The organism is Streptomyces marinisediminis, from assembly GCF_026262575.1.
Taxonomy (GTDB): domain Bacteria; phylum Actinomycetota; class Actinomycetes; order Streptomycetales; family Streptomycetaceae; genus Streptomyces; species Streptomyces marinisediminis.
In genome coordinates this window covers 38300-54588 of the sequence record NZ_JAPKFL010000032.1, presented here as the reverse complement: position 1 = coordinate 54588, position 16289 = coordinate 38300, and the positions used below count along the sequence as shown (strand labels likewise).

Here is a 16289-nt window from a genome sequence, read left to right as displayed (position 1 = left end):
CTACATCCATTGGTTCCCCTCGGCATCTCGCGGCGTGGCTTCCCGAACGACGGTAGGGCGGCTTCGCGTCAACTCCCAAGAAAGTTGCGCGAGTTTGCGCCAGCCTGATTGACGGGCTCGAACGACTCGCCGACCATCGAGACATCGCGCAAACCTGAGCAAGGATGCGGACGGGAGAACCACCATGAAGCTACGGTTCCTTGGTAAGAACTCCACCCCGGGAGACAGCCCCACCCTGTACGCCACCGACCAGGACAGCTATGTCGTACAGGGCTGGAAGGTCCTCGCGAACGATCTGCTCATGCGGCTCGACGTGCCGGACGGCCACACGGTCGTCGAGGTCCCGACCGAGCTGTTCGAGCATCTGACCAAGGACGGCCTGCCGACCGGCGAGATCAAGACCTACGCGCCCCCGATCATGTTGGTGACCGAACAGGGCACATGCGTCGTCCAGGGGCCGCAGATGCACGACCCAGAGGCCCTGAGCCAGATGCGGACGCCCGACTACGAGACCTGCGTCGAGGTCTCCAAGTCCTCGATCACGGCCCTACTGGAGGAGAACGGTGGAGCTGATCACCAGCGCCCAGCGTGACGAACTGTTCGACAGCTTCGAGCGTGACGCGTTCCATCTGGAGCTGAGGGACGACTACGGCTCACCCATCGAGGACACGCCGTATGCCCGCTGGCAGCGGGGAGAGCCCGACGACTACGCATGGCTCGACCCGTGGATGACGCTCATGAAGCGCGTCACGGGGGAGGGCAAGACCGTGCGCCGGGTCCGCGTCGTCACCGAGCCGCACTCCCGGTACGTCGGGTGGGAGCACTCTCTGACGTGCCTCAACATGGAGGCTGGCGAGGACATCCGATGGCTGCCCCGGCACCGCCTGCCCGAAGACAGCACCTTCCCCGTGGCGGGCAACGACTGGTGGCTGTTCGACGACCGCCTCCTCGCCGTGGGCCACTTCGACGCCGACGGCCGCGTCCTGGGCTCCGAGCTGGTCGAGGACCCCGAGACCGTGGCAGAGTGCGTTCGCGTACGGGATCAGCTCTGGTCCCTCGCCATCCCCCACCCCGAGTACAAGCCCTGACCCATCAGTGAGCACCGAAGCACAGGCACAGCGAGAAGCGTTGGGTGCCCGACTGCGCGGATTCCGCAAGGACGCGGGATACTCCAGCGGTCGGGCATTCGCCGCCGCGACAGGCTGGCAAGAATCGAAGGTCTCCCGGATTGAGAACGGGCGGCAGAACGCCAGCGAGGACGACATCCGCGTCTGGTGCGAGCTGACCCACACCCAGGACCAGATCGGCGACCTGATCGCCACCGTCCGGCACATCGAGGAACTGTGGCTGGAGTGGCGCCGTCAGCTCCAGTCCGGGGCGGAGCCCCGGCAGCGCAAGGCACTTCCGGTCTACGCGAAGACCAAGGTCTTCCGCATCTGGCACCCCACCGTGGTCTGGGGCACCCTCCAGACAGCCGAGTACGCCGCCGAGACGTTCCGCCAGGTCGTCGACTACTACGAGATCCCCGATGACGTGGACGCGGCCGTGGCGAAGCGGATGGAGCGTCAGCAGTATCTCTACAGAGGGGACCGGATGTTCAACGTCCTGCTCGCCGAACAGGTCCTCTACACCAACTTCGGCGGACCGGACGTGATGCGAGGCCAGCTCGACCGTCTCCTCGCCGTCATGTCCCTTCCCCGCATGAGCCTCGGTCTCATCCCAGCGCGGGCGCCGATGCACATCTGGCCCGGCAACTCCTTCTCCATGTTCGACAGCAAGCTCGTCCTCGTGGAGACCTACTCGGCCGAGTTCTCCGTCACGCAGCCCCGTGAGATCGCGCTCTACGCGAAGGCGTTCGACCTGCTGAAGCGGTCCGCCGTGTACGGGCAGCCAGCGAGAGCGCTGATTGCCAAGGCGCTCGCGCGGCTGGACGTCTGACCACGGGCCGTACGGCGTCGCTCAGGCCGCGCCCTCCACTTCCTCGTAGCCGTCTACGTGGTCGTCCCCGTTCAGATGGGCGGCGATCTTCCCCACACCACGCTCGCACCGGTACCGGGTTGCCCTGCCCGTCACTCCTTGCAACGCGCCCGCCTCGTCGTCCGGCAGGTCCGCGCCGTAGCGGAGGACGAGGGCTTGGCGCTCGGCGGGGCGAGCGGGGCGGTCGCCCAGCCCCGCCGGATGTCGGCGAGGTGGGCGAACAGAAAGCCCGCGGCCTTCGGGTCGACGGTGCCCGAGCAGTCCACGACGACCGTCAGCTCGTCGGTGTCCGGGACGAAGCATTCGACGTGCCCGAGCAGCTCGAAGTTGAGCTTCAGCGCGTCGCGTACGAAGTCAGACGTCCTTGGTTTGTACGCGGTCGCCGCACAGTTTCGACCAGTCGTCGCGGTCTGAGGTCAGTACGAGGACGGGTGCCGGGGAGCGGAGCGCCATCGCGGCGACGAGGGCGTCGATGGCGTACTTGTGCCCGTGCAGGCCGCCGGCGTCGCTCAGCAGCTGAACCGCGGTGAGACTGTCCGCCTGGGTGACGTCCTGGACCTGAAGGCGGGAGAGCAGCCAGTGCAGCCGGGCGGTGTCCGTCTTCCCGTAGACGGCCTCCACCACCGTCAGGGCAGATACGAGGACGGGCACGCCCACGCGCCGAGCGGCCTCTATCCGGGTGATCGTCTGGCGGTCGTTGCGCAGCAGCAGCGACAGCGCCTGGGAGTCGAGCACCAGGGACTTGGCCGCGGGCTCTTTCATGCGGCGCTGTCGTTCGACGCGTAGGGGGCCGGTGCGTCACCGAACAGTTCGCTCTGTGCGGCCTGGACTTCGGCCTCGCTCAGCGGCTCGTGCTCGGCTTCGTAGGCGGCCACGATCTCGGCGAGGCCGTCCATGGCGAGCTGATGCCGGACCGCCGCTGTCACGTACGCGGACAGGCCGCGCTTACCGGTACGGGTGCGCAGAGCACCGAGGAGTTCCGAGGGCATCGACACGGAGATGTTCTCCGTGCCGCCGGGGCGGGGTGACTTCATGGCCACAAGTCTAGTACAGGAACTATTACAGCGTCTGGAGTGCCGCGCAGCCTGTATCCAGGCGGGCCTTGGCGCGTAGTCCTGGCGCTTCTGGATTTTCTTTTACTGCGCATGGGGGGCGATCCTGTCCCACGCCGGGCGTCGGCGCTGCCGCCGGAGGGGCTCACGTCCCACGCCATGCTGCCGCCCGTTTCCGACGCCTCGGCGTGGGCGTCCGCGGCGCCGAGTGGTCCGACGCCGACCAGCAGGCCGGCACGGATCACGCGGACGGACGGCTTCGGCGTGGTCGCGACGCCCGTGGGGTGGGTCTGCTCCGGCCGGGCGGCCGTCCGTACGGCGTCGGGTGGCGGGGTGGTGTGTGGGGGCGGTCAGGTGGCCGGTTTCCTCACGGGGAGGGGGGTCGTTCTCGCGGTGGCGGGTCGGCGTCGTCGTACCGGAGGAGGCCGTCACCGAGCAGACGCGCGCCGGGTGTCGGACGGTGCGCGGTGAGGCGGCCGTCGTGCATCAGGTGGTGGGCGCTCATGCCGAGCGCCAGGACGGCGAAGTCGGCGATCAGGCGCCGGTGGCACCGCCACCACACCGCCTCGCCGCACATCACCGCGGTGCGCTGCCGACCCGCTTGCTCCCTGAGGGCGTCCATGGCGGAGAGGAAGTCCGGGCTGCGGGTGTGAGCGGCGTATCCGCGGAAGGAGGCGTTGCGCCATACGGTGTCGGGCGAGTCGGAGGGGGGTTTGCGGAAGCCGCCCAGGCGCGGTTCCCACCGGTAGGCGATGCCTTCTTCGGGCATCCACTGGGCCAGCCGCTGCCGTGACAGGTCCGGGTCGCGTCGGCTGCCGGGGGCGGTCCGGACGTCGATGACGGCGGTGACGCCGGCTCCCCGGAGGAGCCGGGCCAGCTCGGCCCGGCCCGCGGTGCTGTGACCGAAGGTGATCAGCTCCGGTCGGGGCGTCTCGGGCCCGGCTGCGGGGCCGTTCCGGTCGAGGTCCATACCCTGAGTTCAGCATGCCGGGGCCGCTTCGGCCGGTTGCAGGATCTGCGGGGCGCCGGGGCTTCGCCTCGGCGCCCCGCGGACGGGGCGCGCGGTGCCGGTGTGGGGCGCGCCTCAGCGGCATCTCGTCATTCCCGGCGTCTCCGCCCCGGATGCCGGAGGACGGCGGGCCGGTCCGGCGGCACCGCCGGGACCGGTGCGACGGACGGATGGCGATGCGCTGATTCCAGCGTCTTCGCCGCGCCGCGCAGGGCGGCTTGGTGCGGCCCGGGAACCGGTCGCACGGGCGTGCGGAGTTCCTCGGCGAGCTGAGGGGTGAACTCGGGTCGCAGAGCGCCACCGCCGGCCAGGAGGACGCCGTTGCCCAGGGCGTCGAGGGTCTGGGACGTGCGGTCCGACGTGAGCATGTCGCGCACCGTGCCGGTCACGGCCTCGGTGATGTCGTGGTGGGTGGTGACGTGGTCGAGGTCGTCGGTGCCGAGGGCGATGCTGTGGGCATCGGCGACGGCGCCGTCGGTGAGGAGGAAGATCTCGGTGAGGTGGGCGCCGATGTCCACGATGAGCAGGGGGCGGGTCGTGTCCTCGCCCGCGCCCAGTGCGACCGCCGTGGCCCTGGGGATGGTCAGAACCGTATGCGGTCGGAGCACGTCCAGCGCGGTGCGCGCCGCCTTGCGGTAGGCGACGCCGCCGAGGACGGGTGTGGTCAGGACGATCAGTGGACGCGTGGAGCGGGGGATGCGGCCGGCCAGGAGGCGCTCCAGCATGAGGGCGGTGCCCTCCGGATCGACGATGGCGCCGCGCTGGACGGGACGGGAGGCGTCGTCCCGCGGATCGGTCACGGTCGGCGTGTCGAGAATGATCCCCCGGCCCTGTGCCCAGGCCCTGGTGCGGGCGCTGCCCAGGTCGAGCGCGATTCCCGGGCACGGCCCGCACACCGGCCGGGACGTGGGCGGGGCGGGGCGGGAGCACGGGGGATCAGGGCGTACGGCGGTCACCGTCCAGCCTCCTTGACCATCTGGCAGCGGGTGCAGTAACGGGCTTGCGGCACGATCTCCAAGCGGTCCAGCGAGATGGGACGCGTGCACAGCCGGCACCTGCCGTAGCGACCCTGGTCCATGCGTTCCAGGGCTTCTTCCACGTCCGCCAGGACCATGCGGGCGCACGCGGCGAGCGCGGTGTGGACCTCGGTCTGCGAGGCCGCGAGCTGCCCGGGCGCCCGGTCCGCGCGGCTTTGCGCGGCCGCTTTGATCTGCCGTAGCTGCTCCTGGCGGAAGACTCGCTGCTCGTGCAGGCTCACGCGCAGCGCGGCGAGGTCGGCGGGGCGAACGCCGGGGTTGCTGACGTCGGTGACCTGGTTGTTCATTCCTTCACGCTTCCGAGAGCGGAACACCCGGGCGGTCCATGGCGCGGCTGACGTGCCCTTGTCAGCCGGAACGTTGCTGACAGCCGACGCAGCAGTGCGCGTACGGCAGGATCTCCAGCCGTTCGACCGGGATGGACCGGCCGCAGTCCCGGCACGTTCCGTAGGTGCCGTCCTCGATGCGGCCGAATGCGGCGTCGATGTCCTTCAGGACGCGCCGCAGGGAGTCCCGCTGCGCCACCGCGAGGTGATCGTCCGCCTCACCCCCGGCCTCTTCGATCGCCTTGAGCTGCTCCAGCCGCGCGTGGCGCTCGTGCTCAAGTCGCTGACGCGCCTCGCCTCCAGCGAGGCGTTCCGGACGGCTTTCGGGTCGGGCGGTATCGGGGGGCATGGGATGCGGTCCTTGTCGACGAGGGTGGTGTCCGTGGGACGGTTCCGTGGCCGGGCGGTCGTACCGGCGGGGCGTGTGCCACGGCCGGGCACGGCCGTGGCGCCGGAGCGGTCGCGGGCTGCACGGCCTACTCTGGTCGGCACGCCTGTCGGGGGCCATCGGTCGTGGTACCCATTCGCGTGGGACAGGAGGATGTATTCGGCGCCGGGTGACGCCCCTGGTCGCCGGCCTCAGATGGCTGCCGCGTCCTCTCGACCCGGGTCCCGTACCGCGGGCAGGCTGGTGCCCGGGAGGCGGCAGGAGGCCGCCTGCCTTCAGCGGCTCGGGGTGAGGCCACGACGAGCCGCGACCGGCGAGGGTGGGAAACGGTGTGGAAGAGGAGGCTCGACCGGCGGTGTCCCTGTTCTGGCGGATCTTCGGACTCAACGCCCTGGTCCTGGGTGCGGCGACGGCGCTGTTGCTGTGGGCGCCGGTGACCGTCTCGGTTCCGGTGCTGCTCACCGAGGCCGTGATCCTGGTCGGGGGCCTGGGCGTCATGCTGGTCGCCAACGCCGCGCTCCTGCGGATCGGGCTCACCCCGCTGGACCGGCTCACCCGGCTGATGACCAGTGTGGACCTGTTGCGTCCGGGGCAGCGGTTGCCGGTGACCGGACACGGTGGGGTGGCCGAGCTGATCCGGACCTTCAACGACATGCTGGACCGGCTGGAGACCGAGCGGGCCACGAGCAGCGCACGCGCTCTGTCGGCCCAGGAGGCCGAGCGACGGCGCATCGCCCGGGAACTGCATGACGAGGTCGGGCAGAGCATGACCGCCGTCCTGCTCGGCCTGAAGCGGACAGCGGACCGAGCCCCCGAGGCGCTGCGCCTGGAGTTGCAGCAGGCGCAGGAGATCACGCGCGAGAGCCTGGACGAAGTACGCCGGCTCGCGCGCAGGCTGCGCCCCGGAGTCCTTGAGGACCTCGGCCTGGTCAGCGCACTGACGGCCCTGGCCACGGACTTCACGACCCACACCGGGCTGGCGGTCACCCGTCGCTTCGACGCAAAGCTGCCGCCGCTGGACCCGCAGGCCGAGTTGGTGCTCTACCGGGTCGCGCAGGAGGGGCTGACGAACGTCGCCCGGCACGCCGAGGCCGGACGGGTCGACCTGAGCCTGCGGAGCGGCGCCAGGTCGGTGACGCTGCGCATCCGTGACGACGGACACGGCGGCGCGACCTTCCGCGAGGGCGCCGGAATCCGGGGCATGCGCGAACGCGCCCTGTTCGTCGGCGCCACACTCGACATCGTCTCGGGTCCCGGGGAGGGCACCAGCGTGGCCCTGTCCGTGCCCGCCATCGCGACGAAGGACGCAGACCATGCCTGAGGAGAAGGCACCGACCCGGATCCTGCTCGCCGACGACCACGCCCTGGTCCGACGCGGGGTGCGGCTCATCCTCGACGGCGAACCCGACCTGGAGGTCGTCGCCGAGGCGGGCGACGGCGCGGAGGCCATCGCCATGGCCCGCGACCACACCGTCGACCTGGCCGTCCTCGACGTCGCCATGCCCCGCCTGACGGGGTTGCAGGCCGCGCGGGAGCTGTCGGCTCTCCAGCCGCACCTGCGCATCCTCATGCTGACGATGTACGACAACGAGCAGTACTTCTTCGAGGCGCTGAAGGCCGGAGCCTGTGGCTACGTCCTGAAGTCCGTCGCCGACCGTGACCTGCTCGACGCGTGCCGCGCGGCGATGCGCGGGGAGTCGTTCCTCTACCCCGGCGCCGTCACCGCCCTCATCCGCAACTACCTCGACCGCACCCGCAGCGGCGAGGAGATCCCGGGGCGGATCCTCACGGCCCGCGAGGAGGAGGTCCTCAAGCTCGTCGCGGAGGGCCACTCCTCGAAGGAGATCGCCGAAACGCTCTTCATCAGCGTCAAGACCGTCCAGCGCCACCGGGCCAACCTGTTGCACAAGCTCGGCCTCAAAGACCGGCTGGAACTGACGCGCTACGCCATCCGGGCCGGTCTCATCGAACCCTGACGCTGCCCCCGTCCCCTGCCCCCGTAACCGTCCCCTGCTCCTGGCCCCTGGGCCCTGCCCCTGGCCGCTGTCCCGCCCCCTCCCCGCCCGCTGGCCGGGCGGGGAGGGGCACGCGCCGCTCGCCCCCGGGGATACGGGCACCGCCGCCCTCCCACCGGCCGGTGGCGCCCGGGCGCCACCGGGGTGAGCGTGCAGTGGCCCGTGCAGCCGCAGGACACGGCCTCAGCGAAGGGCCCTGGAGGGGGATCAGGTCCCGGGTGGAGGGCGGGCCCGGTCAGGGTGAGGGCTTCCGCGGCGGGCGCGTACGCGGTGGGCCCGGGCCGACCCGGGCCCACCGCGTACGCACCGGGTCCTCCGGCGCGCTTTCGCCCTTGTTTGCCGGTCGGCACGGCCGCGGTGACGGTGCGTAGGCGCACGGCGCCGGACCACTGCGCACGGTGCGCCCACGGGGCTGATGTTGCCGATCCCTTGCGAGCCGGTGCCGCCTCGGTTGTCCGGCTGCTCCGGCCCCTGCCACGGTCCTGCCCAGCACCGACCGGGTGATCGGTCGGTGACCGGCACTGTCCACAGGCGAGGGCGGTCTCATGCGAAAACATGGCTTGATCGGTGTTGTTGTCGCGCTGACGGTGCTCCTGGGGGGCGCCGCACCGGGTTCCGCGAGCGCGGCGTCGGAGCGCGCGCCGCGGGAGGATCCCGCGTCAGCCTACGTGCAGCGGGCGGAGGCCGAGCGGGGCGGGGAGGAGTACGTCCGCGTCGGGGTCACGGCGGGGGCGAACGGGATCTCCTACCACGCCTACGAGCGCGACTACCGGGGGCTGCGCGTGGTGGGAGGTGACTTCGTCGTGGTCACCGACGCCTCCGGCGCCCTGCTGAGCACCCCGCTGGCCGGCCAGGAGCCCCTGGAGGTCGACGTGCGTGCCCGGGTGTCCGCGCAGCGGGCCGCCCGGGTCGCCCGGGCGCGGCTCGACGAGGTCAGGGAGGCGGGGAAGCCGGAGAAGGTGGTGTTCTCCCCCGAGGGCCAGCAGGCGCTCGCCTACGAGGTGGTGGTCGAGGGGCGGTCGGCGGAGGGGCGTCCGAGCACGCTGCACGTCGTCGTGGACGCCCGGACCGGCGGCGTGCTGGCCGAGTGGGACGAGGTCATGGCGGGCAGCGTGGACGGCTACTACTACGACGACGTCTCCATCGACACCAGGAGGACGTCGTCGGGTTACGCGCTGTCGGACCCCGAACGCAGCGGTATGTTCTGCGGGATCCGGGGCAACGGCGCCGTGTCCGGTCCGGACGACCGCTGGGGCAACGGCAGTGGGACCGACCTGGAGACCGCCTGCGCGGAGGCCTACTGGGCCGCGCAGCAGCAGTGGGACATGATGCGTGACTGGCTGGGCCGCGACGGCTTCGACGGCAACGGCCGTGGCTTCCCCGTGTTCGTCGGTCTCAACGCCGTCAACGCGTACTGGAACGGGCACACGGTCAACATCGGCCGCACCAAGGACAGCCGCCGGCAGCTCTCGACGCTGGACATCGTCGCGCACGAGCACGGGCACGCGGTGTTCCAGTACACGCCGGGCGGGTTCGACGGCTATACCGAGACGTACGCGCTCAACGAGGCGAACGGGGACATCTTCGGCGCGCTGACCGAGCACTACGCCAACCACCCCGACGACCGGCCGGACTACCTGTTCGCGGAGGAGGCCGACGCTCTCGGGCGCGGGGCGGAGCGCGTGATGTACGACCCCTCGGCCGGGCCCCGCGACGAGCCGAACTGCTGGTCTCCGAAGATCCCGGAGACGGAGGTCCATGACGCCGCAGGGCCCGCCAACCACTGGTTCTACCTGATCGCCGAGGGCTCCGAGCCGGGGGGCGGCAAGCCGTCGAGCCCGATCTGCGCGGGCGGGCCCGAGTCGGTGACCGGCCTGGGCATCGAGAACGCGGGCCGGATCTGGATGACCGCGCTGCTGCAGAAGACGTCCTTCTGGGAGTACGCGGACGCGCGCGTGGCCACCATGAACGCCGCGTTGCAGCTCCACCCGGAGGACTGCGCGGTCTTCGACACGGTCAGGGGCGCCTGGGACGCGGTCTCGGTACCTGCGCAGCCGGGGGAACCCCGTCGTCCCGCCCCGTGCGGGGAGCCCGAGCAGGGCTTCTCGATCTCCCTCTCACCCTCCTCCGACGGGGTCGACGCGGGGGAGTCGGTGACGGCGACGGTGTCGACGTCCACCACCTCGGGCAGCCCCCAGCGGCTGTCCCTGGCCGCCGGCGGGCTGCCCAGCGGCGCCGACGCCGCGCTCGGCCCGCGGTCGCTGACCTCGGGGGAGTCCGCCACGCTGACCGTGACCACCGCGGAGTCGACCCCCGCGGGTACCTACCCGATCGCGGTCACCGCCACCGGCGCGGAGGTGACGCGCCGGGCCGTCCTCGAACTGACCGTGCGTGCCACGACGCCCCCGGACCGGTGCGAGGACCTGGAGAACGTCGGCACCGGTCGGCTGGACCCGGGCGGTTCCGCCTACCAGCCGGACGGGAGCTACTTCCACACGGGCGCGTCCGGCACCCACGAGGCGTGCCTGACCGCACCCGAGGGCGCCGACTTCGACGTCCACCTCCTCAAGTGGAACGGCAGAGCCTGGGAGCAGGTCGCCGCGGGCGACCCGGACGCTTCCCCGGAGCAGCTGAGCTACGCGGGGACGGCCGGCCTCTACCGCTACCGCGTCCACGCGGCGAGCGGCTCCGGCGACTACACCCTCGGCTACGCCATCCCGTAGCCGGCGGCACTGTGCCCTGCCTCCGAGGTCCGCGTCCGCGGACCGCACGAGGGGCAGTTCAGGCCGTGCGCCGCCCCCGGCCCCCGTCAGGCGGGTGGGCGGCGCACGGAACACATCGAAACCGAGGGAGACACGCATGCACCTCCAATCACGGTGGTGGCGTCTGGGAACCGCCGGTGTGGCATCCGCCGCCCTGGCCTTCGCCCTGACGCCCGCCGTCTCCGCCGCCGAGCCCCGGGCCGGCGTGATCCAGGCCGAGGGCGGCGCCACCGCGATCGACGACTCCTACATCGTCGTCCTCAAGGACAGCCAGGTGTCGGCCGCCGGTGTGCAGGCCCGGGCCGCGTCCCTGGCCGAAACGTACGGCGGCACGGTCGGACACACCTACAGCGACGCCATCCGCGGCTTCGCCGCCACCCTGTCCAAGGCCGACGCCCGCCGCCTGGCGGCCGACCCCTCCGTCGCCTACGTGGAGCAGGACCACACCGTGCGCGCGGTGGGCACCCAGTCGCCGACCGCATCGTGGGGCCTGGACCGGGTCGACCAGCGGAACCTGCCGCTGGACGACTCCTACACCTACCCCAACGACGGAGCCGGGGTGCGGGCCTACGTCCTGGACACCGGTGTGCGCACCACGCACCAGGACTTCGGGGGACGGGCGGTCTCCGGGCGTGACACCGTGGACAACGACAACGACGCCTCCGACTGCAACGGCCACGGCACGCACGTGGCCGGCACCATCGGCGGGGACACCTACGGCATCGCCAAGGGCGTGACCGTCGTCGGCGTGCGGATCATGAACTGCGCGGGCACCGGCTCCTGGAGCGATGTCATCGAGGGCATCGACTGGGTGGCGTCCGACCACGACCCCGGTGAGCCCGCCGTGGCGAACATGAGCATCGGTGGCGGCCGCTCGCAGGCCGTCAACGGAGCCGTCGAAGGGGCCATCGCGGACGGTGTGAGCTTCGCCGTGGCCGCGGGCAACGAGAACGCCGACGCCTGCGGGGTCTCGCCCGCCAGCGTCCCGGACGCGATCACCGCCGGCGCCACCGACAGTGGCGACCGGCGCGCCTCCTTCTCCAACCACGGCAGGTGCCTGGACCTCTTCGCCCCCGGGGTCTCGATCACCTCGGCGTGGTACAACAGCGACACGGCCACCAGGACCGCGAGCGGCACGTCGATGGCCTCACCGCACGTGGCGGGCGTCGCGGCCCTCATCACCGCGGCCAACCCCGCCTTCACGCCGAAGCAGGTCCACGACAAGCTGGTCGCCGACGCCACCCCCGGGGTGGTCACCGACCCGCGCACCGGCTCGCCGAACAAGCTCCTCTACGTCAGCAACGAGGACCCGGCCGAGAACGACTTCTCGGTGTCGGTGACGCCGTCGTCCGGTTCGGTGGAGCCGGGTGAGAAGGTGACGACGACGGTGGCCACGCGGACGACGGCGGGTGAGGACCAGGAGGTGTCGCTGTCGGCGGAGGGTCTGCCCGCGGGTGCGTCGGCCGTGTTCTCCCCGGAGTCGGTGGTGTCGGGCGAGTCGGCGTCGTTGACGGTCCGTGCGGGTGCGGACACGGCGCCGGGTACGTATCCGGTGACGGTCAGGGGCGTGGGTGAGGAGGTCACCCGGTCGGCGACGTACACGTTGACGGTCAAGGGTGAGGTGCCCGAGGAGTGTGGCACGTTCGAGGTCAGGAAGTCCGGTTCGCTGCGGGCGGGTGGCAGTGCGTACCAGCCGGACGGCGCGTTCTTCCTGGCGCTGCGGCCGGGTGTGCACGAGGCGTGCCTGGAGGCGCCGCAGGGTGCCACCTTCGGGCTGGAGTTGCAGAAGTGGGCCGGCTCCGGTTGGGCCACGGTCGCCAGTGGCGAGCCGGGGGCGCGTGCGGAGCTGACGTACTCGGGTGAGAGCGGCTACTACCGCTACCGCGTCGAGGCCGCCGGCGGCTCCGGCACCTACACCCTCGGATACGACATCCCCTGACACCACCCCAGGGGCTGAGCGCTCTCGCGCTCCGTCCACCGCCGGTCCGGTCGCCGCCGCGGCCGGACCGGCGGCCACCGGCGTGGCTCGCGTCGGCGGCACGCGGGGGCCTTCCCGCGCGCGCCGCCGCGCGCCACGCCACTCACGTACTCATCACAGGAGGTGTCCGTGCGACGAAGAGTCGCGTTGTTCTCCGCCCTGGCCATCGCGGCGACGAGCCTGGTCGGGATCACCGGCGGTGCCGCCGCCGACCCCAGCCCCGTCGTGCTCGGCCAGTCCGGCCAGTCCGGCCAGTATCAAGTCTCCGGCCCCCGGACGCAGGAGGACAAGACCGCCATCGCGCGTACCGGCGCGGTCGTGGACCACGTCGAACACGGCAGGGTCTACGTCACCGCCACCGGCGCCGAAGCCGAGCGCATCCGGGAACTGGGCTTCACCGTCGAGGTGATGCCCGATCCCCCGAAGCGCGGAGGGAACCCCCAGGTGTCGGGCTTCCCTCCGCAGGACTCCGGGTACCACGACTACGCCGAGACGCTCGCGGAGCTCGACCGCATCGCCGAGAAGTTCCCCGAACTGGCGCAGAAGACGGTCATCGGCAAGTCCTACGAGGGCCGCGACATCGCGGCACTCAAGATCTCCGACAACGTCACCGCCGACGAGGACGAACCGGAGGTCCTGTTCAACGCGAACATCCACGCCCGCGAACACCTCACCACCGAACAGGCGTTGTACCTGGCCAACCTGTTCACCGGTGACTACGGCAGCAACAGCCGCGTCACCGAGGTGGTCGACTCCCGGGAGATCTGGATCATCCCGATGCTCAACCCGGACGGCAGCGAGTACGACCACGCCACCGGGTCCTACCGCTCCTGGCGCAAGAACCGTCAGCCCAACGCGGGTTCCTCGTACGTGGGGACCGACCTGAACCGCAACTTCGGCTACAAGTGGGGTTGCTGCGGCGGCTCCAGCGGGTCCCCCTCCAGCGACACCTACCGCGGCACCGGACCGTTCTCCGCGACCGAGCTCGACGTCCTGCGGGACTTCGTGCTCTCCCGCCGCGTGGACGGGGAGCAGCAGATCAAGGCGCACATCGACATCCATTCCTATTCGGAACTCATTCTGTGGCCCTACGGCTACACCTATTCCGATCTCGACACCGGCCTGTCGGCCGACCAGGAGGCCACCTTCCGCACCATCGGCCGCGAAATGGCGGCCACCAACGGCTACACGCCGCAGCAGAGCAGCGACCTGTACATCACCGACGGCGCTTCCCTGGACTGGATGTGGGGGGACCAGGGAATCTGGTCCTACGTCTTCGAGCTGTACCCCGACTCGCCCTATCCGGGTTTCTACCCGCCGGACGAGGTGATTCCCACTGAAACGGCCCGCAACAAGGAGGCCGCACTCATCCTGGCCGAGTACGCCGACTGTCCGTACCGGGCTATCGGTAAACAGCAGCAGTACTGCTCGCAGGACCCGGCCGAGGACGACTTCTCGGTGTCGGTGTCGCCGTCGGCCGGTTCGGTGGAGCCGGGTGAGAAGGTGACGGCGACGGTGGCCACGCGGACGACGGCGGGTGAGGACCAGGAGGTGTCGCTGTCGGCGGAGGGTCTGCCCGCGGGTGCGTCGGCCGTGTTCTCCCCGGAGTCGGTGGTGTCGGGTGAGTCGGCGTCGTTGACGGTCCGTGCGGGTGCGGACACGGCGCCGGGTACGTACCCGGTGACGGTCAAGGGCGCGGGTGAGGAGGTCACCCGGTCGGCGACGTACACGTTGACGGTCAAGGGCGAGGTGCCAAAGGAGTGTGGCACGTTCGAGGTGTCGAGGTCCGGTTCGCTGCGGGCGGGTGGCAGTGCGTACCAGCCGGACGGCGCGTTCTTCCTGGCGCTGCGGCCGGGTGTGCACGAGGCGTGCCTGGAGGCGCCGCAGGGTGCCACCTTCGGGCTGGAGTTGCAGAAGTGGGCCGGCTCCGGTTGGGCCACGGTCGCCAGTGGCGAGCCGGGGGCGCGTGCGGAGCTGACGTACTCGGGTGAGAGCGGCTACTACCGCTACCGCGTCGAGGCCGCCGGCGGCTCCGGCACCTACACCCTCGGATACGACGTCCCCTGACGCTCACTGACATCCCCTGACCCGCACGTCTCACATGGGGGTGGGACTGCGGAGGCGGGGTGGCCCGGCAAGCTGCCGGCCGGGCCACCCCGCGCTCGCGTCTGTACCGGAGGTGCACGTGACGGCACACTGACAACGCCGAGAATTCCCTCCCCGCCACAGACACCGCATGGGAGCAACGGGTGAGTGCTGGAGCCGACGACGCGGGCACACCGACCGCGCGGGACCAATTCCGCGTCTCCCTGAAGTACTGGCGCAGACACGCCGGGATGACGCAGACCCGGTTAGCCGAGCGACTCGGCTACCACAACAGCGTGGTCAGCCGGTGGGAGTCGGGGGACCGGCTCCCCGCCCCGGACCACGTCCGTCGTCTCGACGCGATCCTGAACACCGGCGGGCAGCTCACCCAGCTCCGCTCGGAGGCCGCCGCCGCCACGTCCGGACTCGGCACGCTGCCCGGTCTCGGCCCGCAGACCCCCCTGCCCAGCGTCCCCGCTCCCGCGCACGAGGCCACGGTGGGGTGGGACCCGGCCCACTGGCCCGCGGTGCTGCCGCACCAGGGCGTCAGGTGTCCGCTCCACCCGGAGAGCCAGTGCACGACACCCTCCGCCGACCACGCTGCCGCACTCTACGCGGCCTTCGCCCAGCAGCCCGGCCGGCGGGTCGACGAGGACACCCTGCACGTGCTCACGGCACAGCACGCGCTCTACGCCGGTATGGCCGAGACACACGGGCCCAGCGGGCTCCAGAACGCGGTCGAGCACGCCCTGCACCTGATCGCGCGGTCCCTGTGTCCGGCCAACGCACGCCTCACCCAGCCGCTCCTGCACCTGGCCGCGGCCCACGCCAGCCTCGCCGGGCAGCTCCGCACGCTGCGGGGCCAGCGGGCCGCCGCGATGGCGCTGTACGGCAGGGCGCTCCACTGGGCGATGCTCTGCGACGACGTGTCCCTGCGCGCCTCGCTCATGTGCGACATGAGCAGTCTGGCCAGGCTGGAGGACGACGCGGGCAGCGCGCGCGCCTATGCCCAGGCCCTCTCCGCCATCGGCCCCGGACGGACGTGGACCACCGCGCTCTCCCACCTCTACCTGGCGCGCAGCAACAGCATCGTGGGCGATCTGGGGGAGACCACACGGCAGATCGCCGGGGCCCGGGACGCGCTGGAGCGCCTGGACGAGCACGACGCGCGGGAGGCTCCCTGGCTGGCGGGAGTGCGGGGACAGATACTCGTCGAGGCGGGTATAGGCGGTGCCCTGCGGGACGCGGCGGCGGCCACCGCCGACCGCGCGCTCGCGCAGCGCGCGGTCCACGCGACCCAGCACTCCCTCACCTTCGTACCCGCCAGGGAACGCCCGGCCGTCGTCCTGCTCGCGCTGCGGCTGGCGGACTGCTACGCGTGCGACGGCCAGCCGGACGCCGCGATCGCCATCGCCAGCCCCGTGCTGACCGACGCCAGGGCCCTGCCCATGGCGACCGTCGCCCGTGAGCTGCACGGCCTGCGCACGCGCCTCGCCGCGCGTTGGCCCACGCTGGCGCCCGTGCGGGAGTTCCTGGACAGAGCCCGCTGAGGCGGGTGCGCGTTCTCGACGTTCGGCACCGCCGGTGCTCGCCGGCGGCACCGCCGCGGCCCGGGCCGCCCCGCTCCGCCGAGCGGGCGGTGCCGTGACCTGTGACCTGT

General features: G+C 71.5%; 14 protein-coding genes and 1 pseudogene. 9 read left to right on the top strand and 6 right to left on the bottom strand.

Features of this window, described 5'->3' with window-relative positions; all coding sequences use genetic code 11:
- Nucleotides 1-184 precede the first annotated feature (184 nt).
- The 3 genes from OSB71_RS21610 to OSB71_RS21600 are packed head-to-tail and all read left to right on the top strand — an operon-like array spanning nucleotide 185 to nucleotide 1938.
- Nucleotides 185-592 carry a hypothetical protein gene (locus tag OSB71_RS21610; protein ID WP_265950457.1) on the top strand — a complete coding sequence of 136 codons (408 nt, stop codon included), beginning with the start codon at nucleotides 185-187 and terminating at the stop codon, nucleotides 590-592.
- Nucleotides 564-1088 (top strand): DUF6879 family protein, encoded by a 525-nt coding sequence (locus tag OSB71_RS21605; RefSeq protein WP_265950456.1) that lies wholly within the window; start codon nucleotides 564-566, stop codon nucleotides 1086-1088. The genes OSB71_RS21610 and OSB71_RS21605 overlap by 29 nt, the downstream gene beginning before the upstream one ends.
- Before the next feature lie 7 nt (nucleotides 1089-1095).
- A complete protein-coding gene (locus tag OSB71_RS21600) occupies nucleotides 1096-1938 on the top strand; it encodes a helix-turn-helix domain-containing protein (RefSeq protein ID WP_265950455.1) in 843 nt (280 codons plus the stop codon).
- Nucleotides 1939-2331: 393 nt separating this feature from the next.
- Here OSB71_RS21600 and OSB71_RS21595 read toward each other — a convergent pair whose 3' ends face one another.
- From OSB71_RS21595 to OSB71_RS21570, 6 genes are all read right to left on the bottom strand, one after another.
- Nucleotides 2332-2739 (bottom strand): PIN domain-containing protein, encoded by a 408-nt coding sequence (locus OSB71_RS21595; protein WP_265950454.1) that lies wholly within the window; start codon nucleotides 2737-2739, stop codon nucleotides 2332-2334.
- Nucleotides 2736-3011: a hypothetical protein gene (locus OSB71_RS21590; RefSeq protein ID WP_265950453.1), complete on the bottom strand. Its 276-nt coding sequence runs from the start codon at nucleotides 3009-3011 to the stop codon at nucleotides 2736-2738. The genes OSB71_RS21595 and OSB71_RS21590 overlap by 4 nt, the downstream gene beginning before the upstream one ends.
- 385 nt (nucleotides 3012-3396) lie before the next feature.
- Nucleotides 3397-3999 carry a DUF488 domain-containing protein gene (locus OSB71_RS21585; protein WP_265950452.1) on the bottom strand — a complete coding sequence of 201 codons (603 nt, stop codon included), beginning with the start codon at nucleotides 3997-3999 and terminating at the stop codon, nucleotides 3397-3399.
- A 128-nt stretch (nucleotides 4000-4127) separates the two neighbouring features.
- The gene (locus OSB71_RS21580; protein WP_265950451.1) at nucleotides 4128-4994 is read right to left on the bottom strand and encodes a rod shape-determining protein; all 867 of its coding nucleotides are present in this window, start codon (nucleotides 4992-4994) and stop codon (nucleotides 4128-4130) included.
- Nucleotides 4991-5362 (bottom strand): TraR/DksA family transcriptional regulator, encoded by a 372-nt coding sequence (locus tag OSB71_RS21575; RefSeq protein ID WP_265950461.1) that lies wholly within the window; start codon nucleotides 5360-5362, stop codon nucleotides 4991-4993. The genes OSB71_RS21580 and OSB71_RS21575 overlap by 4 nt, the downstream gene beginning before the upstream one ends.
- Nucleotides 5363-5423: 61 nt before the next feature.
- Complete coding sequence (locus OSB71_RS21570; RefSeq protein WP_265950450.1) at nucleotides 5424-5750, bottom strand: TraR/DksA family transcriptional regulator; 327 nt, start codon at nucleotides 5748-5750, stop codon at nucleotides 5424-5426.
- A 394-nt stretch (nucleotides 5751-6144) separates the two neighbouring features.
- Between OSB71_RS21570 and OSB71_RS21565 the strand changes: the two genes are divergently transcribed.
- The 6 genes and pseudogenes from OSB71_RS21565 to OSB71_RS21540 all read left to right on the top strand — a co-directional run bounded on the left by OSB71_RS21565 (nucleotide 6145) and on the right by OSB71_RS21540 (nucleotide 16179).
- Nucleotides 6145-7110: a HAMP domain-containing sensor histidine kinase gene (locus OSB71_RS21565; protein ID WP_265950460.1), complete on the top strand. Its 966-nt coding sequence runs from the start codon at nucleotides 6145-6147 to the stop codon at nucleotides 7108-7110.
- Entirely contained in the window at nucleotides 7103-7765 is a 663-nt protein-coding gene (locus OSB71_RS21560; RefSeq protein ID WP_265950449.1) for a response regulator, read from the top strand. Before OSB71_RS21565 ends, OSB71_RS21560 begins: the two co-directional genes overlap by 8 nt.
- Nucleotides 7766-8364: 599 nt before the next feature.
- Entirely contained in the window at nucleotides 8365-10527 is a 2163-nt protein-coding gene (locus OSB71_RS21555; protein ID WP_265950448.1) for a M4 family metallopeptidase, read from the top strand.
- A 178-nt stretch (nucleotides 10528-10705) separates the two neighbouring features.
- Nucleotides 10706-12505, top strand: coding sequence for a S8 family serine peptidase (locus OSB71_RS21550; RefSeq protein WP_265950447.1), 1800 nt, complete (start codon nucleotides 10706-10708; stop codon nucleotides 12503-12505).
- Between the two features lie 168 nt (nucleotides 12506-12673).
- Nucleotides 12674-13975: pseudogene (locus tag OSB71_RS21545) on the top strand (M14 family metallopeptidase); the annotation flags it as partial.
- An 818-nt stretch (nucleotides 13976-14793) separates the two neighbouring features.
- Nucleotides 14794-16179, top strand: a complete 1386-nt coding sequence (locus OSB71_RS21540) for a helix-turn-helix domain-containing protein (RefSeq protein ID WP_265950446.1) — start codon at nucleotides 14794-14796, stop codon at nucleotides 16177-16179.
- The last annotated feature ends 110 nt before the right edge of the window (nucleotides 16180-16289 follow it).